At 64.6% G+C, this 20,185-nt stretch carries 17 protein-coding genes and 9 tRNA genes; 19 read left to right on the top strand and 7 right to left on the bottom strand.

Annotation, left to right across the window (positions count from 1 at the left end; translation table 11 throughout):
• Positions 1–20 precede the first annotated feature (20 nt).
• Both LT948_RS15075 and LT948_RS15070 read left to right on the top strand, forming a co-directional pair.
• Positions 21–2,018, top strand: coding sequence for a polysaccharide biosynthesis protein (locus LT948_RS15075; protein ID WP_009313767.1), 1,998 nt, complete (start codon positions 21–23; stop codon positions 2,016–2,018).
• A 190-nt stretch (positions 2,019–2,208) separates the two neighbouring features.
• Positions 2,209–2,538, top strand: coding sequence for a ComEA family DNA-binding protein (locus tag LT948_RS15070; protein WP_003091430.1), 330 nt, complete (start codon positions 2,209–2,211; stop codon positions 2,536–2,538).
• Positions 2,539–2,610: 72 nt separating this feature from the next.
• Here LT948_RS15070 and LT948_RS15065 read toward each other — a convergent pair.
• Both LT948_RS15065 and LT948_RS15060 read right to left on the bottom strand, forming a co-directional pair.
• Positions 2,611–2,686 (bottom strand) — tRNA-Asn (locus tag LT948_RS15065).
• A 68-nt stretch (positions 2,687–2,754) separates the two neighbouring features.
• Positions 2,755–3,951 carry an amino acid aminotransferase gene (locus LT948_RS15060; protein ID WP_033996105.1) on the bottom strand — a complete coding sequence of 399 codons (1,197 nt, stop codon included), beginning with the start codon at positions 3,949–3,951 and terminating at the stop codon, positions 2,755–2,757.
• 187 nt (positions 3,952–4,138) lie between these two features.
• On the opposite strand from LT948_RS15060, the gene uvrB reads away from it, so the two are divergent.
• Positions 4,139–6,151, top strand: a complete 2,013-nt coding sequence (gene uvrB, locus LT948_RS15055; protein ID WP_003138489.1) for an excinuclease ABC subunit UvrB — start codon at positions 4,139–4,141, stop codon at positions 6,149–6,151.
• A gap of 3 nt (positions 6,152–6,154) precedes the next feature.
• On the opposite strand, the gene LT948_RS15050 is transcribed toward uvrB, so the two are convergent.
• Entirely contained in the window at positions 6,155–7,654 is a 1,500-nt protein-coding gene (locus LT948_RS15050; protein WP_073657245.1) for an MDR family MFS transporter, read from the bottom strand.
• A gap of 49 nt (positions 7,655–7,703) precedes the next feature.
• The gene (locus LT948_RS15045; protein ID WP_003091421.1) at positions 7,704–8,738 is read right to left on the bottom strand and encodes an HlyD family secretion protein; all 1,035 of its coding nucleotides are present in this window, start codon (positions 8,736–8,738) and stop codon (positions 7,704–7,706) included.
• A 102-nt stretch (positions 8,739–8,840) separates the two neighbouring features.
• On the opposite strand from LT948_RS15045, the gene LT948_RS15040 reads away from it, so the two are divergent.
• The 15 genes from LT948_RS15040 to LT948_RS14970 all read left to right on the top strand — a co-directional run bounded on the left by LT948_RS15040 (position 8,841) and on the right by LT948_RS14970 (position 16,526).
• Complete coding sequence (locus LT948_RS15040) at positions 8,841–9,761, top strand: LysR family transcriptional regulator (protein ID WP_003091419.1); 921 nt, start codon at positions 8,841–8,843, stop codon at positions 9,759–9,761.
• A 37-nt stretch (positions 9,762–9,798) separates the two neighbouring features.
• Positions 9,799–11,283: a glutamate--tRNA ligase gene (gltX, locus tag LT948_RS15035; RefSeq protein ID WP_003104596.1), complete on the top strand. Its 1,485-nt coding sequence runs from the start codon at positions 9,799–9,801 to the stop codon at positions 11,281–11,283.
• A 351-nt stretch (positions 11,284–11,634) separates the two neighbouring features.
• Positions 11,635–11,710 (top strand) — tRNA-Ala (locus LT948_RS15030).
• A 48-nt stretch (positions 11,711–11,758) separates the two neighbouring features.
• A tRNA-Glu gene (locus LT948_RS15025) sits at positions 11,759–11,834 on the top strand.
• A gap of 93 nt (positions 11,835–11,927) precedes the next feature.
• Positions 11,928–12,003: transfer RNA gene (locus LT948_RS15020), tRNA-Ala, on the top strand.
• 46 nt (positions 12,004–12,049) lie between these two features.
• A tRNA-Glu gene (locus tag LT948_RS15015) sits at positions 12,050–12,125 on the top strand.
• Between the two features lie 93 nt (positions 12,126–12,218).
• Positions 12,219–12,294, top strand: a tRNA-Ala gene (locus LT948_RS15010).
• 46 nt (positions 12,295–12,340) lie between these two features.
• A tRNA-Glu gene (locus LT948_RS15005) sits at positions 12,341–12,416 on the top strand.
• A 93-nt stretch (positions 12,417–12,509) separates the two neighbouring features.
• A tRNA-Ala gene (locus LT948_RS15000) sits at positions 12,510–12,585 on the top strand.
• Positions 12,586–12,631: 46 nt separating this feature from the next.
• Positions 12,632–12,707, top strand: a tRNA-Glu gene (locus LT948_RS14995).
• Positions 12,708–12,865: 158 nt separating this feature from the next.
• Positions 12,866–13,408: a TetR/AcrR family transcriptional regulator gene (locus tag LT948_RS14990; protein ID WP_003116437.1), complete on the top strand. Its 543-nt coding sequence runs from the start codon at positions 12,866–12,868 to the stop codon at positions 13,406–13,408.
• Positions 13,409–13,419: 11 nt separating this feature from the next.
• Positions 13,420–14,277, top strand: coding sequence for an alpha/beta fold hydrolase (locus tag LT948_RS14985; protein WP_003107646.1), 858 nt, complete (start codon positions 13,420–13,422; stop codon positions 14,275–14,277).
• Between the two features lie 112 nt (positions 14,278–14,389).
• Positions 14,390–15,037 carry a bifunctional 4-hydroxy-2-oxoglutarate aldolase/2-dehydro-3-deoxy-phosphogluconate aldolase gene (locus LT948_RS14980; protein ID WP_003091412.1) on the top strand — a complete coding sequence of 216 codons (648 nt, stop codon included), beginning with the start codon at positions 14,390–14,392 and terminating at the stop codon, positions 15,035–15,037.
• Positions 15,037–15,474: an acyl-CoA thioesterase gene (locus LT948_RS14975; RefSeq protein ID WP_003107647.1), complete on the top strand. Its 438-nt coding sequence runs from the start codon at positions 15,037–15,039 to the stop codon at positions 15,472–15,474. The genes LT948_RS14980 and LT948_RS14975 overlap by 1 nt, the downstream gene beginning before the upstream one ends.
• Before the next feature lie 92 nt (positions 15,475–15,566).
• A complete protein-coding gene (locus tag LT948_RS14970; RefSeq protein WP_003091408.1) occupies positions 15,567–16,526 on the top strand; it encodes a tRNA dihydrouridine synthase in 960 nt (319 codons plus the stop codon).
• Between the two features lie 14 nt (positions 16,527–16,540).
• On the opposite strand, the gene LT948_RS14965 is transcribed toward LT948_RS14970, so the two are convergent.
• Positions 16,541–17,287, bottom strand: coding sequence for an SDR family oxidoreductase (locus tag LT948_RS14965; protein WP_003091407.1), 747 nt, complete (start codon positions 17,285–17,287; stop codon positions 16,541–16,543).
• Between the two features lie 16 nt (positions 17,288–17,303).
• Complete coding sequence (locus tag LT948_RS14960; RefSeq protein ID WP_023875082.1) at positions 17,304–18,107, bottom strand: glyoxalase/bleomycin resistance/extradiol dioxygenase family protein; 804 nt, start codon at positions 18,105–18,107, stop codon at positions 17,304–17,306.
• A 157-nt stretch (positions 18,108–18,264) separates the two neighbouring features.
• On the opposite strand from LT948_RS14960, the gene LT948_RS14955 reads away from it, so the two are divergent.
• Positions 18,265–18,714 carry an Hsp20 family protein gene (locus LT948_RS14955; protein ID WP_003091405.1) on the top strand — a complete coding sequence of 150 codons (450 nt, stop codon included), beginning with the start codon at positions 18,265–18,267 and terminating at the stop codon, positions 18,712–18,714.
• Between the two features lie 43 nt (positions 18,715–18,757).
• Here the strand turns inward: LT948_RS14955 and LT948_RS14950 are convergent, their stop codons facing one another.
• The gene (locus tag LT948_RS14950) at positions 18,758–20,086 is read right to left on the bottom strand and encodes an SGNH/GDSL hydrolase family protein (protein ID WP_023875083.1); all 1,329 of its coding nucleotides are present in this window, start codon (positions 20,084–20,086) and stop codon (positions 18,758–18,760) included.
• Positions 20,087–20,185: the final 99 nt, after the last annotated feature.

Here is a 20,185-nt window from a genome sequence, read left to right as displayed (position 1 = left end):
AAAGGAGTGGGGAGAGCTGGATGATAGATGGTTTGCGTGTTCGACTGCTGGGGCTGCCGCGTCGTTATAAAAGGATCTTGCAGGTCCTTGCCGACGTAGCGCTGGTCTGGCTCTCCCTTTGGTTGGCATTCTTGGTGCGGTTGGGCACGGAAGACATGATCAGCCCCTTCGAGGGCCATGCCTGGCTGTTCATCGCCGCCCCGTTGGTGGCCATTCCCCTGTTCATCCGCTTCGGCATGTACCGGGCGGTGATGCGCTACCTGGGCAACGACGCCCTTATCGCGATCGCCAAGGCCGTCACCATTTCCGCGCTGGTCCTGTCGTTACTGGTCTATTGGTACCGCTCCCCGCCGGCGGTGGTGCCGCGTTCCCTGGTGTTCAACTACTGGTGGTTGAGCATGCTGCTGATCGGCGGCTTGCGTCTGGCCATGCGCCAGTATTTCATGGGCGACTGGTACTCTGCTGTGCAGTCGGTACCATTTCTCAATCGCCAGGATGGCCTGCCCAGGGTGGCCATCTATGGCGCGGGGGCGGCCGGCAACCAGTTGGTTGCGGCGTTGCGTCTCGGTCGGGCGATGCGTCCGGTGGCGTTCATCGATGACGACAAGCAGATCGCCAACCGGGTCATTGCCGGTCTGCGGGTCTATACCGCCAAGCATATCCGCCAGATGATCGACGAGACGGGCGCGCAGGAGGTTCTCCTGGCGATTCCTTCCGCCACTCGGGCCCGGCGCCGAGAGATTCTCGAGTCCCTGGAGCCGTTCCCGCTGCACGTGCGCAGCATGCCCGGCTTCATGGACCTGGCCAGCGGCCGGGTCAAGGTGGACGACCTGCAGGAGGTGGACATCGCTGACCTGCTGGGACGCGACAGCGTCGCACCGCGCAAGGAGCTGCTGGAACGATGCATCCGCGGTCAGGTGGTGATGGTGACCGGGGCGGGCGGCTCTATCGGTTCGGAACTCTGTCGGCAGATCATGAGTTGTTCGCCTAGCGTGCTGATCCTGTTCGAGCACAGCGAATACAACCTCTATAGCATCCATCAGGAACTGGAGCGTCGGATCAAGCGCGAGTCGCTTTCGGTGAACCTGTTGCCGATCCTCGGTTCGGTGCGCAATCCCGAGCGCCTGGTGGACGTGATGCGTACCTGGAAGGTCAATACCGTCTACCATGCGGCGGCCTACAAGCATGTGCCGATCGTCGAGCACAACATCGCCGAAGGCGTTCTCAACAACGTGATAGGCACCTTGCATGCGGTGCAGGCCGCGGTGCAGGTCGGCGTGCAGAACTTCGTGCTGATTTCCACCGACAAGGCGGTGCGGCCGACCAATGTGATGGGCAGCACCAAGCGCCTGGCGGAGATGGTCCTTCAGGCGCTCAGCAACGAATCGGCGCCGGTGCTGTTCGGTGACCGGAAGGACGTGCATCACGTCAACAAGACTCGTTTCACCATGGTCCGCTTCGGCAACGTCCTCGGTTCGTCCGGCTCGGTCATTCCGCTGTTCCGCGAGCAGATCAAGCGCGGCGGCCCGGTGACGGTCACCCACCCGAGCATCACCCGTTACTTCATGACCATTCCCGAGGCGGCGCAGTTGGTCATCCAGGCCGGTTCGATGGGGCAGGGCGGAGATGTATTCGTGCTGGACATGGGGCCGCCGGTGAAGATCCTGGAGCTCGCCGAGAAGATGATCCACCTGTCCGGCTTGAGCGTGCGTTCCGAGCGTTCGCCCCATGGTGACATCGCCATCGAGTTCAGTGGCCTGCGTCCTGGCGAGAAGCTCTACGAAGAGCTGCTGATCGGTGACAACGTGAATCCCACCGACCATCCGATGATCATGCGGGCCAACGAGGAACACCTGAGCTGGGAGGCCTTCAAGGTCGTGCTGGAGCAGTTGCTGGCCGCCGTGGAGAAGGACGACTACTCGCGGGTTCGCCAGTTGCTGCGGGAAACCGTCAGCGGCTATGCGCCTGACGGTGAAATCGTCGACTGGATCTATCGCCAGAGGCGGCGAGAACCCTGAGTCATCGTTCTCCGGAAAAGGCCGCCTAGCGGCCTTTTTTGTTTTCTCCGTACGATGTTTCCGGTGCCGGACCAGGAAGCGACTGCTTTGCTGGGGCTGTCGATCCAGGTGCGTTCCACGGCGATAAGGTGGTTTCGTGGATGGGCATGAAGCCCTCTACGTGGTCATTCATCTCTGAAGGAGTGCACCCATGCACCTAATCAAATCCGCTCTGCTTCTCATCCTGTTCGCCTGTCTTCCGTTTTCGGCTTCCGCCGCACCGGTCGCCGTCGCCAAGAATCCGCTGGCCGCAACGACACCTGCGACGACCGTGTCGCCGGGGGAGCAGGTCAATATCAATACGGTCGATGAGGCCGCCCTGATACGGGGGCTCAACGGTGTCGGCGAGGCCAAGGCCAGGGCGATCCTCGAGTATCGTGCGGCCCATGGTCCGTTCGTCTCGGTGGATCAACTGCTGGAAGTGAAAGGGGTAGGCCCGGCGTTGCTGGAGAAGAACCGGTCGCGGATCGTCATCGAGTGAGGTGCGACTGAAGGGGCGAACTTTCGTCCCGATAACGAAAAAGCCCCCGGCATGTGCCGAGGGCTTTGAATTTGGCTCCGCGACCTGGACTCGAACCAGGGACCCAATGATTAACAGTCATTTGCTCTACCGACTGAGCTATCGCGGAACAGCGAGGCGTATGTTACTGATTAAAAAGGGGAAGTCAAGCCTCTCCCGATGACTTCCCCTTTTTCCCTACAGGACCTGGACGATGGCCTTGGTGATGGTCTCTAGGTTCGATTTGTTCAGCGCGGCGACGCAGATACGGCCGGTGCTGACGGCATAGATACCGAACTCGGTCTTCAGGCGCTCGACCTGGTCGGCGGTCAGGCCGGAATAGGAGAACATGCCACGCTGGCGACCGACGAAGCTGAAGTCGCGCTTGGCGCCGTGGGCTGCCAGTTGCTCGACCATCGCCAGGCGCATGTCGCGGATGCGGTCGCGCATCTCGCCCAGTTCCTGCTCCCAGAGGGCCCGCAGTTCCGAGCTGTTGAGCACGGAGGAGACGACGCTGGCGCCGTGGGTCGGTGGGTTCGAATAGTTGGTGCGGATCACCCGCTTCACCTGGGACAGCACGCGGGCCGATTCATCGCGGCTTTCGGTCACGATCGAGAGGGCGCCGACGCGTTCGCCATAGAGCGAGAAGGATTTGGAGAACGAGCTGGAAACGAAGAAGCTCAGGCCCGACTGGGCGAACAGGCGCACCGCGGCGGCGTCTTCCACGATGCCGTTGCCGAAGCCCTGGTAGGCGATGTCGAGGAACGGCACGTGGCCCTTGGCCTTGAGCACGTCCAGCACCTGTTTCCAGTCGTCCAGCTCGAGATCGACTCCGGTCGGATTATGGCAGCAGGCGTGCAGGACCACGATCGAGCGGGCCGGCAGGGCATTCAGGTCTTCCAGCAGGCCGGCGCGGTTCACGCCATTGCTGGCGGCGTCGTAATAGCGGTAGTTCTGCACCGGGAAGCCGGCGGCTTCGAACAGTGCGCGGTGGTTTTCCCAGCTCGGGTCGCTGATGGCCACGGTGGCGTCGGGCAGCAGGCGCTTGAGGAAGTCGGCGCCGAGCTTGAGGGCGCCGGTGCCGCCGACGGCCTGGGTCGTGACCACGCGGCCGGCGGCCAGCAGCTCGGATTCGTTACCGAACAGCAGTTTCTGTACGCCCTGGTCGTAGGCGGCGATCCCTTCGATCGGCAGGTAGCCGCGCGGCGCGTGGGCCTCGATGCGGGCCTTCTCGGCAGCCTGCACGGCACGCAACAGCGGAATGCGCCCCTCCTCGTTGTAGTACACGCCCACGCCCAGGTTGATCTTGCCCGGACGGGTATCGGCGTTGAAGGCTTCGTTCAGGCCAAGGATGGGATCACGCGGTGCCATTTCGACGGCAGAAAACAGACTCATTTTGCGGCTGCTCGGAGTGTGAAGAGAGGAGGGCAACGCAACCCGTTATGCGGGGGCGCAAAGGGTTGCGCAAACGGGGGGTTATTATAGACACCCCTTGATGCATGCGGCGACATTTAGGTGCATGCTTTCAGCTATTTCTGACGCCGGATTTTCCTTGGCGTCACAGCTCCCTGCGAGGTTTTTCATGGATACGTTCCAACTCGACTCGCGCTTCAAGCCCGCCGGCGACCAGCCGGAAGCCATCCGGCAGATGGTCGAGGGGCTGGAGGCGGGGCTTTCGCACCAGACCCTGCTGGGGGTGACGGGCTCTGGCAAGACTTTCAGCATCGCCAACGTGATTGCCCAGGTGCAGCGCCCGACCCTGGTCCTGGCGCCGAACAAGACCCTGGCGGCCCAGCTCTACGGGGAGTTCAAGACGTTCTTCCCGCACAATTCCGTGGAGTACTTCGTTTCCTACTACGACTACTACCAGCCGGAGGCCTACGTACCGTCTTCCGATACCTATATCGAGAAGGACTCCTCGATCAACGACCATATCGAGCAGATGCGCCTATCGGCGACCAAGGCGCTGCTCGAGCGTCCGGATGCGATCATCGTCGCCACCGTATCGTCCATCTACGGCCTCGGTGATCCCGCGTCCTACCTGAAGATGGTCCTGCACCTGGACCGCGGCGACCGCATCGACCAGCGCGAACTGCTGCGGCGACTGACCAGCCTGCAGTACACCCGCAACGACATGGATTTCGCCCGTGCGACTTTCCGTGTGCGTGGCGATGTGATCGACATCTTCCCGGCCGAATCCGATCTCGAGGCGATTCGTGTCGAGTTGTTCGACGACGAGGTGGAAAGCCTCTCGGCCTTCGACCCGCTCACCGGCGAGGTGATCCGCAAGCTGCCGCGCTTCACCTTCTACCCCAAGAGCCACTACGTGACCCCGCGCGAGACCCTGCTGGAGGCGGTCGACCAGATCAAGGCCGAACTCAAGGAACGCCTGGACTACCTGCGCAACAACAACAAGCTGGTGGAAGCGCAGCGCCTGGAGCAGCGCACCCGTTTCGACCTGGAGATGATCCTCGAACTGGGCTATTGCAACGGCATCGAGAACTACTCGCGCTATCTTTCCGGGCGGGCCCCCGGCGAGCCGCCGCCGACGCTCTATGACTACCTGCCGGCCAACTCGCTGCTGGTTATCGACGAATCGCACGTCAGCGTTCCGCAGGTCGGCGCGATGTTCAAGGGCGACCGCTCGCGCAAGGAGACCCTGGTGGAATACGGTTTCCGCCTGCCTTCGGCGCTGGACAACCGGCCGCTGCGCTTCGAAGAGTGGGAGGCGGTGAGTCCGCAGACCATCTTCGTCTCAGCCACCCCGGGCCCCTACGAGGCGGAACATGCCGGGCGGATCATCGAGCAGGTGGTGCGTCCCACCGGGCTGGTCGATCCGGAGATCGAGGTACGCCCGGCGATGACCCAGGTGGATGACCTGCTCTCGCAGATCCGCCAGCGGGTGGCCAAGGACGAGCGGGTGCTGGTGACTACCCTGACCAAGCGCATGGCCGAAGACCTCACCGATTATCTCGGCGATCACGACGTGCGGGTGCGCTACCTGCACTCGGACATCGATACCGTCGAGCGAGTGGAGATCATCCGCGACCTGCGCGCCGGTGCGTTCGACGTGCTGGTGGGGATCAACCTGCTGCGCGAAGGCCTGGACATGCCCGAGGTGTCGCTGGTGGCGATCCTCGACGCGGACAAGGAAGGCTTCCTGCGCTCGGAGCGCTCGCTGATCCAGACCATCGGTCGTGCCGCGCGCAACCTGCACGGCAAGGCGATCCTCTACGCCGACAATGTCACCGGCTCGATGCAGCGTGCGATCGACGAGACCGAGCGGCGTCGGGCCAAGCAGATCGCTTTCAACGAAGCCCATGGCATCGTGCCCAAGGGGGTGCGCAAGGACATCAAGGACATTCTCGAAGGCGCCGTGGTGCCCGGCGCGCGCGGCAAGCGCAAGGGCGTGGCCAAGGTGGCGGAGGAGAGCGGGCGCTACGAGAACGAACTGCGCTCGCCGAGCGAGATCAGCAAGCGCATCCGCCAACTGGAGGAAAAGATGTACCAGTTGGCCCGCGACCTGGAGTTCGAGGCGGCGGCGCAACTGCGCGACGAGATCCAGACGCTGCGCGAGCGCCTGGTCAACGTCTGAACCTCAGTGAGCCCCGGCGTCGGCGCGGGCGCCGATGCCGGCCGGCAGCGAGCGGGTCAGCAGCACCGCGAGCATGCTCACTGCGAGCACCATGCCGATGACATGGAAAGCATCGTTGTAGGCCATGATCATCGCCTGCTGGTGGGTGATCTCGCTGAGTTTGCCCAGCGCCGCCTGCTGGCTGCCCAGTTGCGCGGCGAGTTGCGCGAGGCGTTCCTCGACCTGCGGGTTGGTCGGCACCAGGGCTTCGCGCAGATAGTCGAAGTACACCTTGGCGCGACTGTCGAGCAGGGTCGCGAGCAGGGCGATGCCGATGGCGCCGCCGAGGTTGCGCAGGATGTTGAACAGGCTCGAGGCCGAGCCGGCATCCTGTGGCTGCAGGTAGGCGGTGGCGATCAGCGAAATGGTCACCATGATCATCGGCTGGCCGAGGGCGCGCAGTAGCTGGATCTGGTTGAACTGCGGTCCGGCGAAGTCCGGGTTGAGCACTCCGGAGAAGAAGCTGGCAAGGCCGAACAGGCCGAAGCCGGCGGCGCAGAGCAGGCGCGGCGAGACCAGCTTCATCAACTTCGGGACCAGCGGGATCAGGAACAGCTGGGGAATGCCCATCCACATGATCACCTCGCCGATCTGCATGGCGTTGTAGCCCTGGATTTGCGCCAGGTATAGCGGCAGTACGTAGATCGAGCCGTACAGGCCCATGCCCAGACCGATGCTGGAAATGCTCGCGAGGCCGAAGTTGCGGTTGCGCAGGATGCCCAGGTCGATCAGCGGGTTCGGCCGCGACAGTTGCAGGATGACGAACAGGACCAGGCTGAACAGGGCGACGCTGCCGAGGCTGACGATCAGTTGCGACTCCAGCCAGTCCTTGCGGTGACCTTCCTCGAGGAAGACCTGCAGGCAGCCCAGGCCGATGCCGAGGGTGACGATGCCGGCGTAGTCGGTACTCTTCAGCAGTTCCCAGTGCGGCGCCTTTTTCTCCAGGCCGTAGAGCAGCCCGGCGATCATCAACAGGCCCGGCGGCACGTTGATATAGAAGATGTATTCCCAGCCGAAGTTTTCCGTCAGCCAGCCTCCCAGGGTCGGTCCGATGGAGGGCGCGAAGGTGGCGGTGATGGCGAACAGCGCCATGCCCTTCGGACGGTGGTGTTCCGGCAACTTGACCAGGGCCAGGGTGAACGCCAGCGGAATCAGCGCGCCGCCGGTGAAACCCTGCATGGCGCGGAACACGATCATGCTTTCCAGGTTCCAGGCGAACGAGCAGAGCAGCGAGGACACCAGGAAACCCACCGAGATCATCACCGCCAGGCGCCTTGCTGAGAGCAGCTGCACCAGCCAGGCGGTCATCGGGATCATGATGATCTCCGCCACCAGGTAGGAGGTGGAGATCCACGAGCCTTCCTCGAGGGTCGCCGCCAGCGCGCCCTGGATGTCCTTCAGCGAGGAGTTGGTGATCTGGATGTCGAGCACCGCCATGAATGCGCCGAGCATGGCGCTGAGCACCGCGATCCAGTCGCGCCGGGTCGGTTCGCCAAGCGGCCGGGCCAGCGCCTCAGCGGTCACGGAGCTCGACCTCGGCTTCGACGGACATGCCGGGGCGGATGCGGCCATGCAGCGGGTTGTCGGCCTCGAACACGATCTTCACCGGGATGCGTTGCACCACCTTGGTGAAGTTTCCGGTGGCGTTGTCCGGTGGCAGCAGGCTGAACTGCGCGCCGGAAGCGGCGAACAGGCTATCGATGCGGCCGTCGATAGGCGTGTCGGGGAAGGCGTCGAAGGTCAGGCGCGCCTTCTGCCCGTCGCGCATGCGGCCGACCTGGGTCTCCTTGAAGTTGGCCTGGACCCAGATGTCTTCGTCCGGCACCAGCGACAGCAAATGGGTACCAACCTGCACGTACTGGCCGTTGCGTGCGCTGCGCTGGCCGACCAGGCCGTTGATCGGCGAATGGATCAGGGTGCGTGACAGGTTGATTTCGGCTTGCGCCAGTTCGGTGCGGGCGCTGGCGATCTGCGCTTCCAGGCGCTTGATCTCGGCGCCCAGGGTGTCGCGCTGGACGCGTTGTGCCTCGAGGTCGGCGCGGGCCTTGGCCAGTTGCGAGCGGGCCACATGGTTGTCGGCGGTGAGGGTGGTGACCCGTTCCTCGGAAACGTAGCCGGGCTTGCGCAGGGCTTCGGCGCGGTTCAGGTCGATCTGTGCGCGGCCAAGGGTTGCCTGGCTGGCGTTGACGTCGGCGGCGCTGGCGGCGATCAGGCTGCCCTGCTGCACCAGCTTGCTGCGCGCCTGGGCCAGTTCCGCCTCGCGGGTGGCCAGCGCGGCCTGGGCGCGCTCGACGGCGAGCTTGAAGTCGGCGTCTTCCAGGCGTACCAGTAGCTGCCCCTTGTCCACGTGCTGGTTGTCGCGCACCAGGACTTCCTCGACCCGCGCGCCCAACTGGCTGGCCACCCGCGTGATCTCGCCCTGGACGTAGGCGTTGTCGGTGCTTTCCACGTGGCGGCCGATGAACCACCAGTGCAGGAAGAAGGCCAGGGCGATCAGGCCGACGGCCACCAGGAAGACGGTCAGGCGACGTTTGAGTTGGGCGGGCATGGGTGGAGTGTTCCGTCGGCAAAATTCGGCCAATCTAGCAGTGTTCCGCCGGACGTTATAGGCGCTACACTTCGGACTCTTTGTTGCTTATAGGGAACAATAATGGGGCTTGATGATGCGCTGATCTTCACCCGCGTGGTGGAGTACCACAGCTTCACCCAGGCCGCGCAGAGCCTGGGCATGCAGAAGTCCACGGTGAGCCGGCGCATTGCCCTGCTGGAGGAGCGCCTGGGCGTGCGCCTGCTCAATCGCACCACCCGCAAGTTGCGCCTGACCGAAGTAGGGCAGGCCTACTACGAGCGCTGCCGGCAGATCATGCACGATTTCGCCGAGGCCGAGCAGGCGGTCATGCAGTTGCAACAGGCGCCGTCGGGATTGCTGCGGATCACCTCGCCGATAGAGTTCGGCCAGATGTTCCTCGCCAGCCTGCTGGGCGACTTCATGCGCCAGTACCCGCAGATCACCGCCGAGGTCGAGCTGGCCTCGCGCAGCGTCGATCCGCTGCAGGAGGGCGTCGACATCGTGATCATGGTCGGCCAGCCGGAGGATTCCACCCTGGTGGCCCGTCGCCTGCTCTCTACCAGCCGCTGGCTCTGCGCCAGCCCCGACTACCTGGCGGCGCACGGCACGCCGACATCGGTGGCCGAGCTTGCCGGGCATCGCGCGGTCCTTCTGTCCACCGACTCCCAGCGCTACTGGCCGCTTTCCGGAGACAGCCTGCCCTGCCAGCGGGTGCTGTCCTGCAACAACATCACCTTCGCCCGCGAGGCGGTGGTCGCCGGTGCCGGCATTGCCGCGCTACCGGCGCTGATCTGTGCGGAGAGCGTGCACAGCGGGCGTCTGGTGCGTTTGCTGGCGGACGTGCCGTTGCCGGTCGGCGAACTGTATGCGGTCTATCCTTCGCGGCGTTTCCAGGCGATGAAGGTCAAGGCCTTCCTCGATTTCCTGATCAGCCGCCTGCCGGCCGACACCGGTCGTTTACTGGAGCCGGAGGCGGCCCGCCTGATAACATCGCGCCCCTGAATTTCCGTTTTAACTTCCGCTTGGCAAGAGAGTCTCCATGACCACTGTTCGTACTCGCATCGCCCCGTCGCCGACGGGCGACCCGCACGTCGGTACCGCATACATCGCGCTGTTCAACCTGTGCTTCGCGCGTCAGCACGGCGGTCAGTTCATCCTGCGCATCGAGGACACCGACCAACTGCGTTCGACGCGGGAGTCCGAGCAGCAGATCTACGACGCCCTGCGCTGGCTCGGCATCGAGTGGGACGAGGGCCCGGACGTCGGCGGCCCGCATGGCCCGTACCGGCAGAGCGAGCGCGGGCACATCTACAAGAAGTATTCGGACGAACTGGTCGAGAAGGGCCATGCCTTCACCTGCTTCTGCACGCCCGAGCGCCTCGATGCGGTTCGCGCCGAGCAGATGGCGCGCAAGGAAACCCCGCGCTACGACGGCCACTGCATGCACCTGCCGAAGGATGAGGTGCAGCGCCGCCTCGCCGCCGGCGAGTCCCACGTCACCCGCATGAAGGTGCCGACCGAGGGTGTCTGCGTGGTGCCGGACATGCTCCGCGGCGATGTCGAGATTCCGTGGGATCGCATGGACATGCAGGTGCTGATGAAGGCCGACGGCCTGCCCACCTACTTCCTCGCCAACGTGGTCGACGACCACCTGATGGGCATCACCCACGTCCTGCGCGGCGAAGAGTGGCTGCCATCGGCGCCCAAGCTGATCAAGCTCTACGAGTATTTCGGCTGGGAGCAGCCGCAGCTGTGCTACATGCCGCTGCTGCGCAACCCTGACAAGAGCAAGCTGTCCAAGCGCAAGAACCCGACCTCTATCACCTTCTACGAACGCATGGGCTACCTGCCGCAGGCGCTGCTCAACTACCTCGGGCGGATGGGCTGGTCGATGCCGGACGAGCGCGAGAAATTCACCCTCGCCGAGATGATCGAGCATTTCGACCTGTCGCGCGTCTCCCTGGGCGGACCGATCTTCGACCTGGAGAAACTCTCCTGGCTGAACGGGCAGTGGATCCGCGAGCAGTCCGTGGAGGAGTTCGCCCGTGAGGTGCAGAAGTGGGCGTTGAATCCCGAATACCTGATGAAGATCGCTCCGCACGTGCAGGGACGGGTGGAGAACTTCAGCCAGATCGCACCGCTGGCCGGATTCTTCTTCAGCGGCGGGGTGCCGCTGGACGCTTCGCTGTTCGAACACAAGAAGCTCGATCCGACCCAGGTCCGCCAGGTCCTGCAACTGGTGCTGTGGAAACTCGAATCCCTGCGCCAGTGGGAGAAGGAACGCATCACCGGCTGCATCCAGGCTGTCGCCGAACACCTCCAGCTCAAGCTGCGCGACGTGATGCCGCTGATGTTCCCGGCCATCACCGGACATGCCAGCTCGGTTTCGGTGCTGGACGCCATGGAGATCCTTGGTGCCGACCTGTCGCGCTATCGCTTGCGCCAGGCCCTGGAGCTGCTGGGCGGGGCGTCGAAAAAGGAAACCAAGGAATGGGAGAAGATCCGCGACGCCATTCCCGGCTGACCGGCTTTCTTCCACAGTCGATGACGAGGCCCGCCCAGTTGCGGGCCTCGTTTTTTGGGGAGGGGAGGTAAGTGATTGTTCTTCCGGTAAAATTTTTTAGGTTTCGATGAAAAATAATGTTGACAGCCTCAAGCCTCGCCCTTAGTATGCGCCCCGTCTTCACGACGAACTCAACGAAGTGAAGCGATCCAGCGGTACTTTNTTTTGGGGAGGGGAGGTAAGTGATTGTTCTTCCGGTAAAATTTTTTAGGTTTCGATGAAAAATAATGTTGACAGCCTCAAGCCTCGCCCTTAGTATGCGCCCCGTCTTCACGACGAACTCAACGAAGTGAAGCGATCCAGCGGTACTTTGGGGCTATAGCTCAGCTGGGAGAGCGCTTGCATGGCATGCAAGAGGTCGACGGTTCGATCCCGTCTAGCTCCACCAAATTGCCGGGAATACGCGGTTGGTTTTGCGGATTCCTACGAAGGTTTCGTCCCCTTCGTCTAGTGGCCTAGGACACCGCCCTTTCACGGCGGTAACAGGGGTTCGAGTCCCCTAGGGGACGCCATTTCATGTTCATCCGTCCCAGCAATGGATGAGCGTGTCGATGACCGGAAGGTTGTCGAAGCGATCGGAAGATCGCCCGCCTGATGGCGAATTCGGGGCTATAGCTCAGCTGGGAGAGCGCTTGCATGGCATGCAAGAGGTCGACGGTTCGATCCCGTCTAGCTCCACCACATTCCAAGGCCAGCATCGCTGGCCTTACTTTTCGAAGGTTTCATTGTCCCCTTCGTCTAGTGGCCTAGGACACCGCCCTTTCACGGCGGTAACAGGGGTTCGAGTCCCCTAGGGGACGCCATTTCATGTTCATCCGTCCCAGCAATGGATGAGCGTGTCGATGACCGGAAGGTTGTCGAAGCGATCGGAAGATCGCCCGCCTGATGGCGAATTCGGGGCTATAGCTCAGCTGGGAGAGCGCTTGCATGGCATGCAAGAGGTCGACGGTTCGATCCCGTCTAGCTCCACCACATTCCAAGGCCAGCATCGCTGGCCTTACTTTTCGAAGGTTTCATTGTCCCCTTCGTCTAGTGGCCTAGGACACCGCCCTTTCACGGCGGTAACAGGGGTTCGAGTCCCCTAGGGGACGCCATTTCATGTTCATCCGTCCCAGCAATGGATGAGCGTGTCGATGACCGGAAGGTTGTCGAAGCGATCGGAAGATCGCCCGCCTGATGGCGAATTCGGGGCTATAGCTCAGCTGGGAGAGCGCTTGCATGGCATGCAAGAGGTCGACGGTTCGATCCCGTCTAGCTCCACCACATTCCAAGGCCAGCATCGCTGGCCTTACTTTTCGAAGGTTTCATTGTCCCCTTCGTCTAGTGGCCTAGGACACCGCCCTTTCACGGCGGTAACAGGGGTTCGAGTCCCCTAGGGGACGCCACTTTTTCCCGCTCTGCGGGGCTCTATAGGGCCATTCCGAATTGGAATGGCCCTTTTGTTTTTTCCCTTTTCGAATTTCCTGACAGACGGTCCGGCCGTACGCTTGCCGATTTTTATTATGCATATAATATTTCATCCATAATATTTTCGGAGCCCGTCATGAGCGACAAGAAAACCCAGACCCGTGCCCGCATCCTCGGTGCCGCCACCCAGGCCCTGCTCGAGCGGGGCGCCGTCGAGCCTAGCGTCGGGGAAGTGATGGGCGCGGCGGGGCTCACCGTCGGCGGCTTCTATGCCCACTTCCAGAGCAAGGATGCGCTGATGCTCGAGGCATTCGAGCAATTGCTCGGCAAGCGCCGCGAACTGCTCGGCGAACTCGACCCCGGATTATCGGGAAAGGAGCGTCGGGCCTTGGCGGCCGCCTTCTACCTGTCGCGCAAGCATCGGGACGCACAGGTCGACGCCGGTTGTCCGCTGCCGGCGACCCTCGCCGAGGTGGCGCGCCTGCCGGAGGGGTTTCGCGAGGTCTTGAGCAGGCATGTCGAGATCATGGTCGCCAGCCTGGCGGAAAATCCCGAGGAAACCGACGTCGCCCTGGCCGACCTGGTGTTGATGATTGGCGGTTTGGCGCTGGCCCGGGCATTGGGGCCGGGCGAGCTGTCCGACCGGGTTCTGCGTGCCGCCAAACAGGCGGTGAACTGAGGAGGTGCGAGATGAGCAGCCTGACCTGGATTCGCGGTTTCAACGGGACGATCGGCCGCATCGCGCCGCGTTGGACGGCCGAGCGTATGCGTCGGGCGTTCATGATGCCTGGCGAGTGGCCGCCGAAGGATTGGGAGCTGCCGCTGCTGGCCAGCTCGGAGCGCGTCACTCTGCGCTTCGGGCTGTCGGTGTTGCGCTGGGGCGAGGGGCCGGCAGTCCTGCTGCTGCATGGCTGGGCCGGCAGGCCGACACAGTTCGCCCATCTGATCGAGCAACTGGTCGGCGCGGGTTATTCGGTGTATGCCCTCGATGCGCCGGCCCATGGCCGCTCGCCGGGCAGGGAGGCGAACGTGGTGCTGTTCGCCCACGCCTTGCTGGAGGCCGCTGGCGAGTTGCCGCCGCTGCGTGCGGTGGTCGGTCATTCCCTGGGTGGCGCGGCGGCGTTGCTGGCGGCCCAGATGGGGCTGCGCAGCGAAGCGCTGGTGACGGTCTCGGCGCCGTCGCGGATTCTCGAACAGTTGCGCCTGTTCGCTCGTTTCGTCGGTTTGCCGGCCCTGGCTCGCTCGCATTTCATCCGCCTGGTCGAGCGTCAGGCGGGCATATCCGCGGCGTGCCTGGATGTGGCGCGCTACCGTCTGGAAATGCCCGGACTGGTGGTGCATGCCGACGACGACCCGCGCGTAGCGGTGGAAAATGCCGAGCGCATCCATGCCGCCTGGCCGGCCAGTCGCTTGCTGCGCCTGCCGGGCGGCGGCCACCACCGACTGCTCGGCGAGCGCAGGCTGAGCGAGTCGCTGCTGGCGCTGCTCGAGGAGCGTCCGGCGATGCGCGCTTGCCGGCGCGTGGAAAAGACGGCGAGCGCTTCCTGAGGCGCGTAGCAGAGGGGTTGTCGTTGTCCTGACCTCGGTTCTTCGGTAAAAAGCGCTGTGGCCCGCGCGGAGCGATCCGGCGGGGCGAGCCGTTTCGAATCGAGGAATGCCCATGACATTGCCGCTGGATCGGGTCCTGCTGCAGGCCAGCCCGGTATTGCCGGTGCTGGTGATCGAGGACGTGGCGCTGGCGCCCGACCTGGCGCGCGCGTTGTATGCGGGCGGCGTCACGGTGCTGGAAGTGACGCTGCGCACGCCGCAGGCGCTGGACGCGATCGCCGCCATCCATCGCGAGGTGCCCGAGGTCCTGCTGGGGGCGGGTACCCTGATTCACACCGAGCAGTTTCTCGAGGCACGCGACGCGGGCGCGCAGTTCGCCGTCAGCCCCGGATGCACGCCGCGCCTTGCCGCCGCCGCGGAGGATGCCGGCCTGCCATACCTGCCCGGGGTGATGACGCCTTCGGAAGTGTTGCTGGCGCTGGAGTACGGTTATCGCTCGCTGAAGCTGTTCCCGGCCGATGGCACTGCCAGCGTGAAAATGCTGAAAAGCCTGAAGGGGCCGTTCACCGGCATCCGCTTCTGCCCGACCGGCGGGGTCAACCTGGACAACCTGCTGAATTTCCTCCGCCTGCCCAATGTCGCCTGTGTCGGCGGCACCTGGCTGGCGCCGCCGAGCTTGATCCGGGCGCGGGCCTGGGATCAGATCACACAACTGGCCAGGGAAGCGCGCGAACTGGCCGGCAGCCTGGAGCAGCATTGATGAATTGGGACTACGCCGATCCGTTCGTGATCGACCTCAGGGTCCTCGCCGAGGACATCGACGGGCTCGGCCACGCGAACAACGCCGTCTACGTCAGTTGGTTGGAGCGCTGCGCCTGGCGCCACTCGCAGCGGCTGGGCCTGGACCTGGCCGAGTACCGCCGGCTGGACCGGGCGATGGCGGTGCTGCGCCACGAGATCGACTACCTGGCCGCGGCCTACGAGGGCGACGAACTGCAACTGGCGACCTGGATCGTCGAGTCCGACCAGCGCCTGCGGATGAACCGGCGCTTCCAGTTGGTACGCCCGGCGGATGGCGCCACACTGCTGCGGGCGCAGACCACCTTCGTCTGCATCGAACTGTCCAGCGGCAAGCCGAAGCGGATGCCGGCGGAGTTCATCGACGGCTACGGCCAGGCTCTGCTCGCCGGGGCCTGACCCGTCGCGCGTCGGCCGGCAGGCATTCGCACTTTGTTCCGGGCGGCGGATTCTCTAGAATCCGCCGCCTGTCATTTTCGAGGTAGTGGTTCGTGCAAATCGCCCTGGCGCCGATGGAAGGTCTGGTGGATGAAATCCTCCGCGACGTGCTGACCCGCGTCGGCGGCATCGATTGGTGTGTCACCGAATTCATCCGCATCACCGATCGCCTACTGCCGGCCACGGCTTTCCACAAGCTGGCGCCGGAGCTGCGCGACGGCAGCCGGACCCGCGCCGGGACGCCGATGCGTGTGCAGTTGCTCGGCTCCGATCCTGCGTGCCTGGCGGATAACGCCGCGTTCGCCTGTGAGCTGGGTGCCCCGGTGATCGACCTGAACTTCGGTTGTCCGGCCAAGACCGTGAACCGCTCGCGCGGCGGCGCGGTATTACTCAAGGAGCCGGAGCTGATGCACGACATCGTCGCCGCCGTGCGTCGCGCGGTGCCGAGCGAGATTGCGGTGACCTCGAAGATGCGCCTGGGCTACGACAGTCCCGACGGCGCCCTGGATTGCGCGCGGGCCCTGGCCGACGGCGGCTCGGCCCATGTAGTGGTGCATGCCCGGACCAAGGTCGATGGCTACAGGCCGCCGGCGCACTGGGAGTGGGTGGCGCGGGTGGCCGAGGCGGTGCGCGTGCCGGTGTTCGCCAATGGCGAAGTGTGGACGCTCGACGACTACCTGCGTTGTCGCGAGGTCAGCGGGGTGGAGGACATCATGCTCGGTCGCGGCCTGGTCTCGCGTCCTGGCCTGGCTCGGCAGATCGCCGCCTGGCGCGATGGCGGCGAAATCCACGAGATGCCCTGGAGCGAGCTGTTGCCGCTGCTGCGCGACTTCTGGCTACAGGCCCGGCGCAAGCTCGCCCCGCGCTATGCCCCGGGGCGTCTCAAGCAGTGGCTGGGCATGCTCACGCGCACCTATCCCGAAGCCGTCGAGCTGTTCGCGCGGATTCGCCGGGAAAGCGATTGCGAAACCATCGACCGGCTGTTGCAGGTGTCGTTCAGCCAGGCGGCCTAGCTTGCGTAGCAGGCCTAGCGGCCGCCGCTGACATCGATGAAGGTGCCGGTGCTGTAGCTGGCTTCGTCCGACGCCAGCCAGAGAATCGCCCGCGCGACTTCCTCCGCCGTACCGCCGCGTCCTAGCGGTATGCCGCCCTTCAGGCGTTCGATACGGCCGGGCTCGCCGCCGCTGGCGTGGATCTCGGTATCGATCAGTCCGGGCCGCACCGCGTTGACCCGGATACCCTCCGCCGCCACTTCCCTGGCCAGCCCGATGGTCATGCTGTCGATGGCGCCCTTGGCGGCGGCATAGTCGATGTATTCGTTGGGCGATCCCAGCCGCGAGGCCATCGAGGATACGTTGACGATGCTGCCGCCGCGCCCGCCGTGGCGGGTCGACAGGCGCTTCACCGCCTCGCGGGCGCAGAGGAAGCTGCCGGTCACGTTGGTCGCGAATACCCTGTGCAGGCGCGCCGCGTCGATGTTTTCCAGGCGCGTCTGCGCTTCCAGCACGCCGGCGTTGTTGACCAGCACGTCGAGGCGGCCGAAACGTTCGTCGATGGCGGCGAACAGCCGCTCGACATCGCCTTCCTCGGCTACGTCGGCCGCCACCGCCAGGGCTTCGCCGCCCTGGCGCTCGATGCGCTGGCGCAGCGCTTCGGCGGCCTCGCGGTTGCGCAGATAGTTGAGGACGACCGCATAGCCGCGCTCGGCGGCGAGCAGAGCGGTGGCGGCGCCGATGCCGCGGCTGGCTCCGGTGATCAGCATGACGTTGCGCATGATGATGCTCCCCAGGTCAGTAGCGAGTGAAGGTCAGGTAGTCGGCGTCCCAGCCCAGGCCCTGCCAGAACAGGTTGGACAGCGGCGCGTCAAGGGCCGATTGCGCGCGGATCAGGCCGGCGCCGCGCGAGCGCAGGGCCTCCTCGGCACTGCCCACCAGTTCCCGGGCCAGGCCCTGGCGGCGGGCCTGCGGCAGTACGTAGAGCTCTGCGATCTCTCCCACCCGTGCCTGACCGTCCTCGATCTGCCACAGGTGGGCGAGGACGAAACCGCGGGGATGCTGCTGGGCCTCCGCCAGCCAGAGCAAGCGGTTGCGCGAGGCGGCCAGGAGCAGTGCCTGGATCGCCTGCTGGTCGCCGGCATCCAGGGTTTCTCCGGCTTCGCGGACATTGGCTTGCCAGAGGGCGGCCACCGCGGGGACGTCGTCGGCGCTGGCCAGGCGAACCCGGTGTTGCTCTGGCGTCGCATCGAGCTCCTGGCCGACCCGCAGCAGGTTGCCGTCGGGATCGACCAGGGCGAATTCGCGCATGCCCCAGGGTTGGTCTTCCAGGGCCGTGATGCGTGGAATCCCCTGGCTGCCCAGGCCGAGGGCCGCGGCCTGGCGATGCAGTGCCTGGACGTCCTCCAGGCGCAGGTAGGCAGCGCTGCAGTTGGTCTTCGGTTCGAGCGCTTCGAACAGCGACAGGTGCAGCTCCAGGGCGCCGCGCTGGAGGATGGCGTAGGTCGGATAGCGAGCGCCAAGGTGGAAGCCGAGGGACTGGTAGAAGGCGCTGGCGCTGTCCAGATCGCGGCAGGGGAAGGTCGGGATTGCGCGTTCCATGGCGACGGTTCTCGAAAGGATGAGTTTCGATCTGAGCACGACGAACGGTCGTTCTCAAGGCTCTTGAAATACTTCCGACGATCCCTATCTAGTTCGTGCGGGATGCCGAAGACGGGTTCCGCACCAGAGTACTTGCTGATAATTCAGGAGATTCGCAATGAGCAACGCTTTTTCCCTCGCCCCGCTGTTCCGTCATTCCGTAGGCTTCGATCGCTTCAACGATCTGTTCGAGTCGGCCCTGCGCAATGAGGCCGGGAGTACCTACCCGCCCTACAACGTCGAAAAGCACGGTGACGACGAGTATCGCATCGTTATCGCCGCCGCCGGCTTCCAGGAAGAAGACCTGGACCTGCAGGTCGAGCGCGGCGTGCTGACCGTCAGTGGCGGCAAGCGCGAGAAGTCCACGGACAACGTGACCTACCTGCACCAGGGCATCGCCCAGCGCGCCTTCAAGCTGTCGTTCCGCCTCGCCGACCATATCGAGGTCAAGGCGGCTTCGCTGGCCAACGGCCTGCTGAACATCGACCTGGTCCGGCTGGTTCCGGAAGAAGCCAAGCCGAAGCGTATCGCCATCAATGGCCAGCGCCCGGCACTGGACAACCAGTAACCGTCAGCGGTGATCGAAAAAAGGCGCCTTCGGGCGCCTTTTTTCATTTCGTTGCGCTATCGGCCCAGGGCTCTGCCGGTGTGCCGTCAGGCACCTCGTCCAGCAGGACGTCGAGGTCGACGGCGGCCGCCATCGCCCGGTTGCCTTCGTCGCTGGGGTGCAGATGGTCGCCGGAGTCGTAGCGCGCGGCGAGCCGCGACGGCTGCTCCGGATCGCGCAATGCCGCGTCGAAGTCGATCACCGCATCGAAGGCGCCGGCATGACGGATCCACTCGTTAACCTGCCTGCGCAGGGCTTCCTTGGCGGGATGGTAATAATCGCTCAACGGCGTGCCGGGCAGTGCGCCCTCGAACGGCGTGAGGGTCGCGCCGACGACCCGGATACCCCGGTTGTGCGCCTGTTCGATCAATTGCCGGTAGCCGGCGATCAGCGCTTCCAGGGTGGGCGGTGCGGCATTCCGGGCAAAAGCGGTACCGGGCCAGGCAATGTCGTTGATGCCGAGCATCACCACCATGCTGCTTGCGCCTGGCTGGGCCAGTACGTCGCGGTCCAGACGTGCCAGCGCGCTCGCGCCCATGCCGTCGCTCAGCAGACGGGCGCCGGAAATCCCCGCATTGACCACGGCGACGCCATGCGGGGCCAGGCGTTCGGCGAGGAAGTCCGGCCAACGGCTGTTCCGGTCGAGGCTGGCGCTGGCTCCGTCGGTGATCGAGTCGCCGAGCGTCACCAGCGTCCGCGTTGCCGTTTCGGTTTCGACCAGGATACCTGTCAACAGCAGGCGCGCGGTGGTGCTCTGGCTGTCCGCCGCGTCCAGCTGCAATGCGTGGCTTTGGGTCTGCTCGCCGGCGACGATCCAGCCCGTCTGGCGGCCGTCCCAGTGGAAGGTTTCCATGGGCGTGGCGGCCGGCAGGTAGAGACTCACCAGCACCTGCGAGAGCGCGGCCACCGGCATCGCCACCGGATCGCTGAGTAGCGTGGCCCCGGGCGCGATGGTCGCCGTCCGGCGTCCGCCGAAGGTCACGTCATGCAGGCTGCCGATGGCGACCGCGGCGCGCTCGGAACCCGGTTTGGCCAGGGTGGCCCGGCCGATCCGGATCGGGCGCTTTCCATAGGTATTTGCCAGGACGATGCGCACGCGCGTTCCTCCCAGGCTGATTCGCGCCAGTTGCCGCACCGTCTGGTCGTGCAGTTCGGCCGGCACGTTGCTGGGAAACAGGAAGTCCTCAGCCCAGACCGGCTGCGGGCTGGCCTGCCAGCTGGCGGTCCAGGAAGCGGCCGGCGCGGCGCAGGCGTACAACAGGCTCGTCGCGAGCGCGAAGGCCCGGGTTGCGCTGGAGGTCGCGGCGGGAAGTCTTTCGATGGGTCGTTTCATGTCGTTGAATTCAGTGGTTATCCTGTAGCTGATGATGAATTCAAAGATTTAAGGGAAATAGACCGTAGCGGGGAACATCATTTATGAAGCGAAATCATC

The organism is Pseudomonas sp. CP-1 (assembly GCF_021213715.1).
GTDB lineage: Bacteria > Pseudomonadota > Gammaproteobacteria > Pseudomonadales > Pseudomonadaceae > Pseudomonas > Pseudomonas aeruginosa.
Note: the sequence above shows the minus strand (reverse complement) of the source record. Positions and strands in the feature narration are given on the sequence as shown.

Coding starts and splice junctions, on each gene's coding strand:
- LT948_RS15075 (WP_009313767.1), top strand. CDS start 21: ATGATAGATGGTTTGCGTGTTCGACTGCTGGGGCTGCCGCGTCGTTAT.
- LT948_RS15070 (WP_003091430.1), top strand. CDS start 2,209: ATGCACCTAATCAAATCCGCTCTGCTTCTCATCCTGTTCGCCTGTCTT.
- LT948_RS14955 (WP_003091405.1), top strand. CDS start 18,265: ATGAGCAACGCTTTTTCCCTCGCCCCGCTGTTCCGTCATTCCGTAGGC.
- LT948_RS14950 (WP_023875083.1), bottom strand. CDS start 20,086: ATGAAACGACCCATCGAAAGACTTCCCGCCGCGACCTCCAGCGCAACC.
- gltX (WP_003104596.1), top strand. CDS start 9,799: ATGACCACTGTTCGTACTCGCATCGCCCCGTCGCCGACGGGCGACCCG.
- LT948_RS15040 (WP_003091419.1), top strand. CDS start 8,841: ATGGGGCTTGATGATGCGCTGATCTTCACCCGCGTGGTGGAGTACCAC.
- LT948_RS14985 (WP_003107646.1), top strand. CDS start 13,420: ATGAGCAGCCTGACCTGGATTCGCGGTTTCAACGGGACGATCGGCCGC.
- LT948_RS15045 (WP_003091421.1), bottom strand. CDS start 8,738: ATGCCCGCCCAACTCAAACGTCGCCTGACCGTCTTCCTGGTGGCCGTC.
- LT948_RS14990 (WP_003116437.1), top strand. CDS start 12,866: ATGAGCGACAAGAAAACCCAGACCCGTGCCCGCATCCTCGGTGCCGCC.
- uvrB (WP_003138489.1), top strand. CDS start 4,139: ATGGATACGTTCCAACTCGACTCGCGCTTCAAGCCCGCCGGCGACCAG.
- LT948_RS14965 (WP_003091407.1), bottom strand. CDS start 17,287: ATGCGCAACGTCATGCTGATCACCGGAGCCAGCCGCGGCATCGGCGCC.
- LT948_RS14960 (WP_023875082.1), bottom strand. CDS start 18,107: ATGGAACGCGCAATCCCGACCTTCCCCTGCCGCGATCTGGACAGCGCC.
- LT948_RS14980 (WP_003091412.1), top strand. CDS start 14,390: ATGACATTGCCGCTGGATCGGGTCCTGCTGCAGGCCAGCCCGGTATTG.
- LT948_RS15060 (WP_033996105.1), bottom strand. CDS start 3,951: ATGAGTCTGTTTTCTGCCGTCGAAATGGCACCGCGTGATCCCATCCTT.
- LT948_RS14975 (WP_003107647.1), top strand. CDS start 15,037: ATGAATTGGGACTACGCCGATCCGTTCGTGATCGACCTCAGGGTCCTC.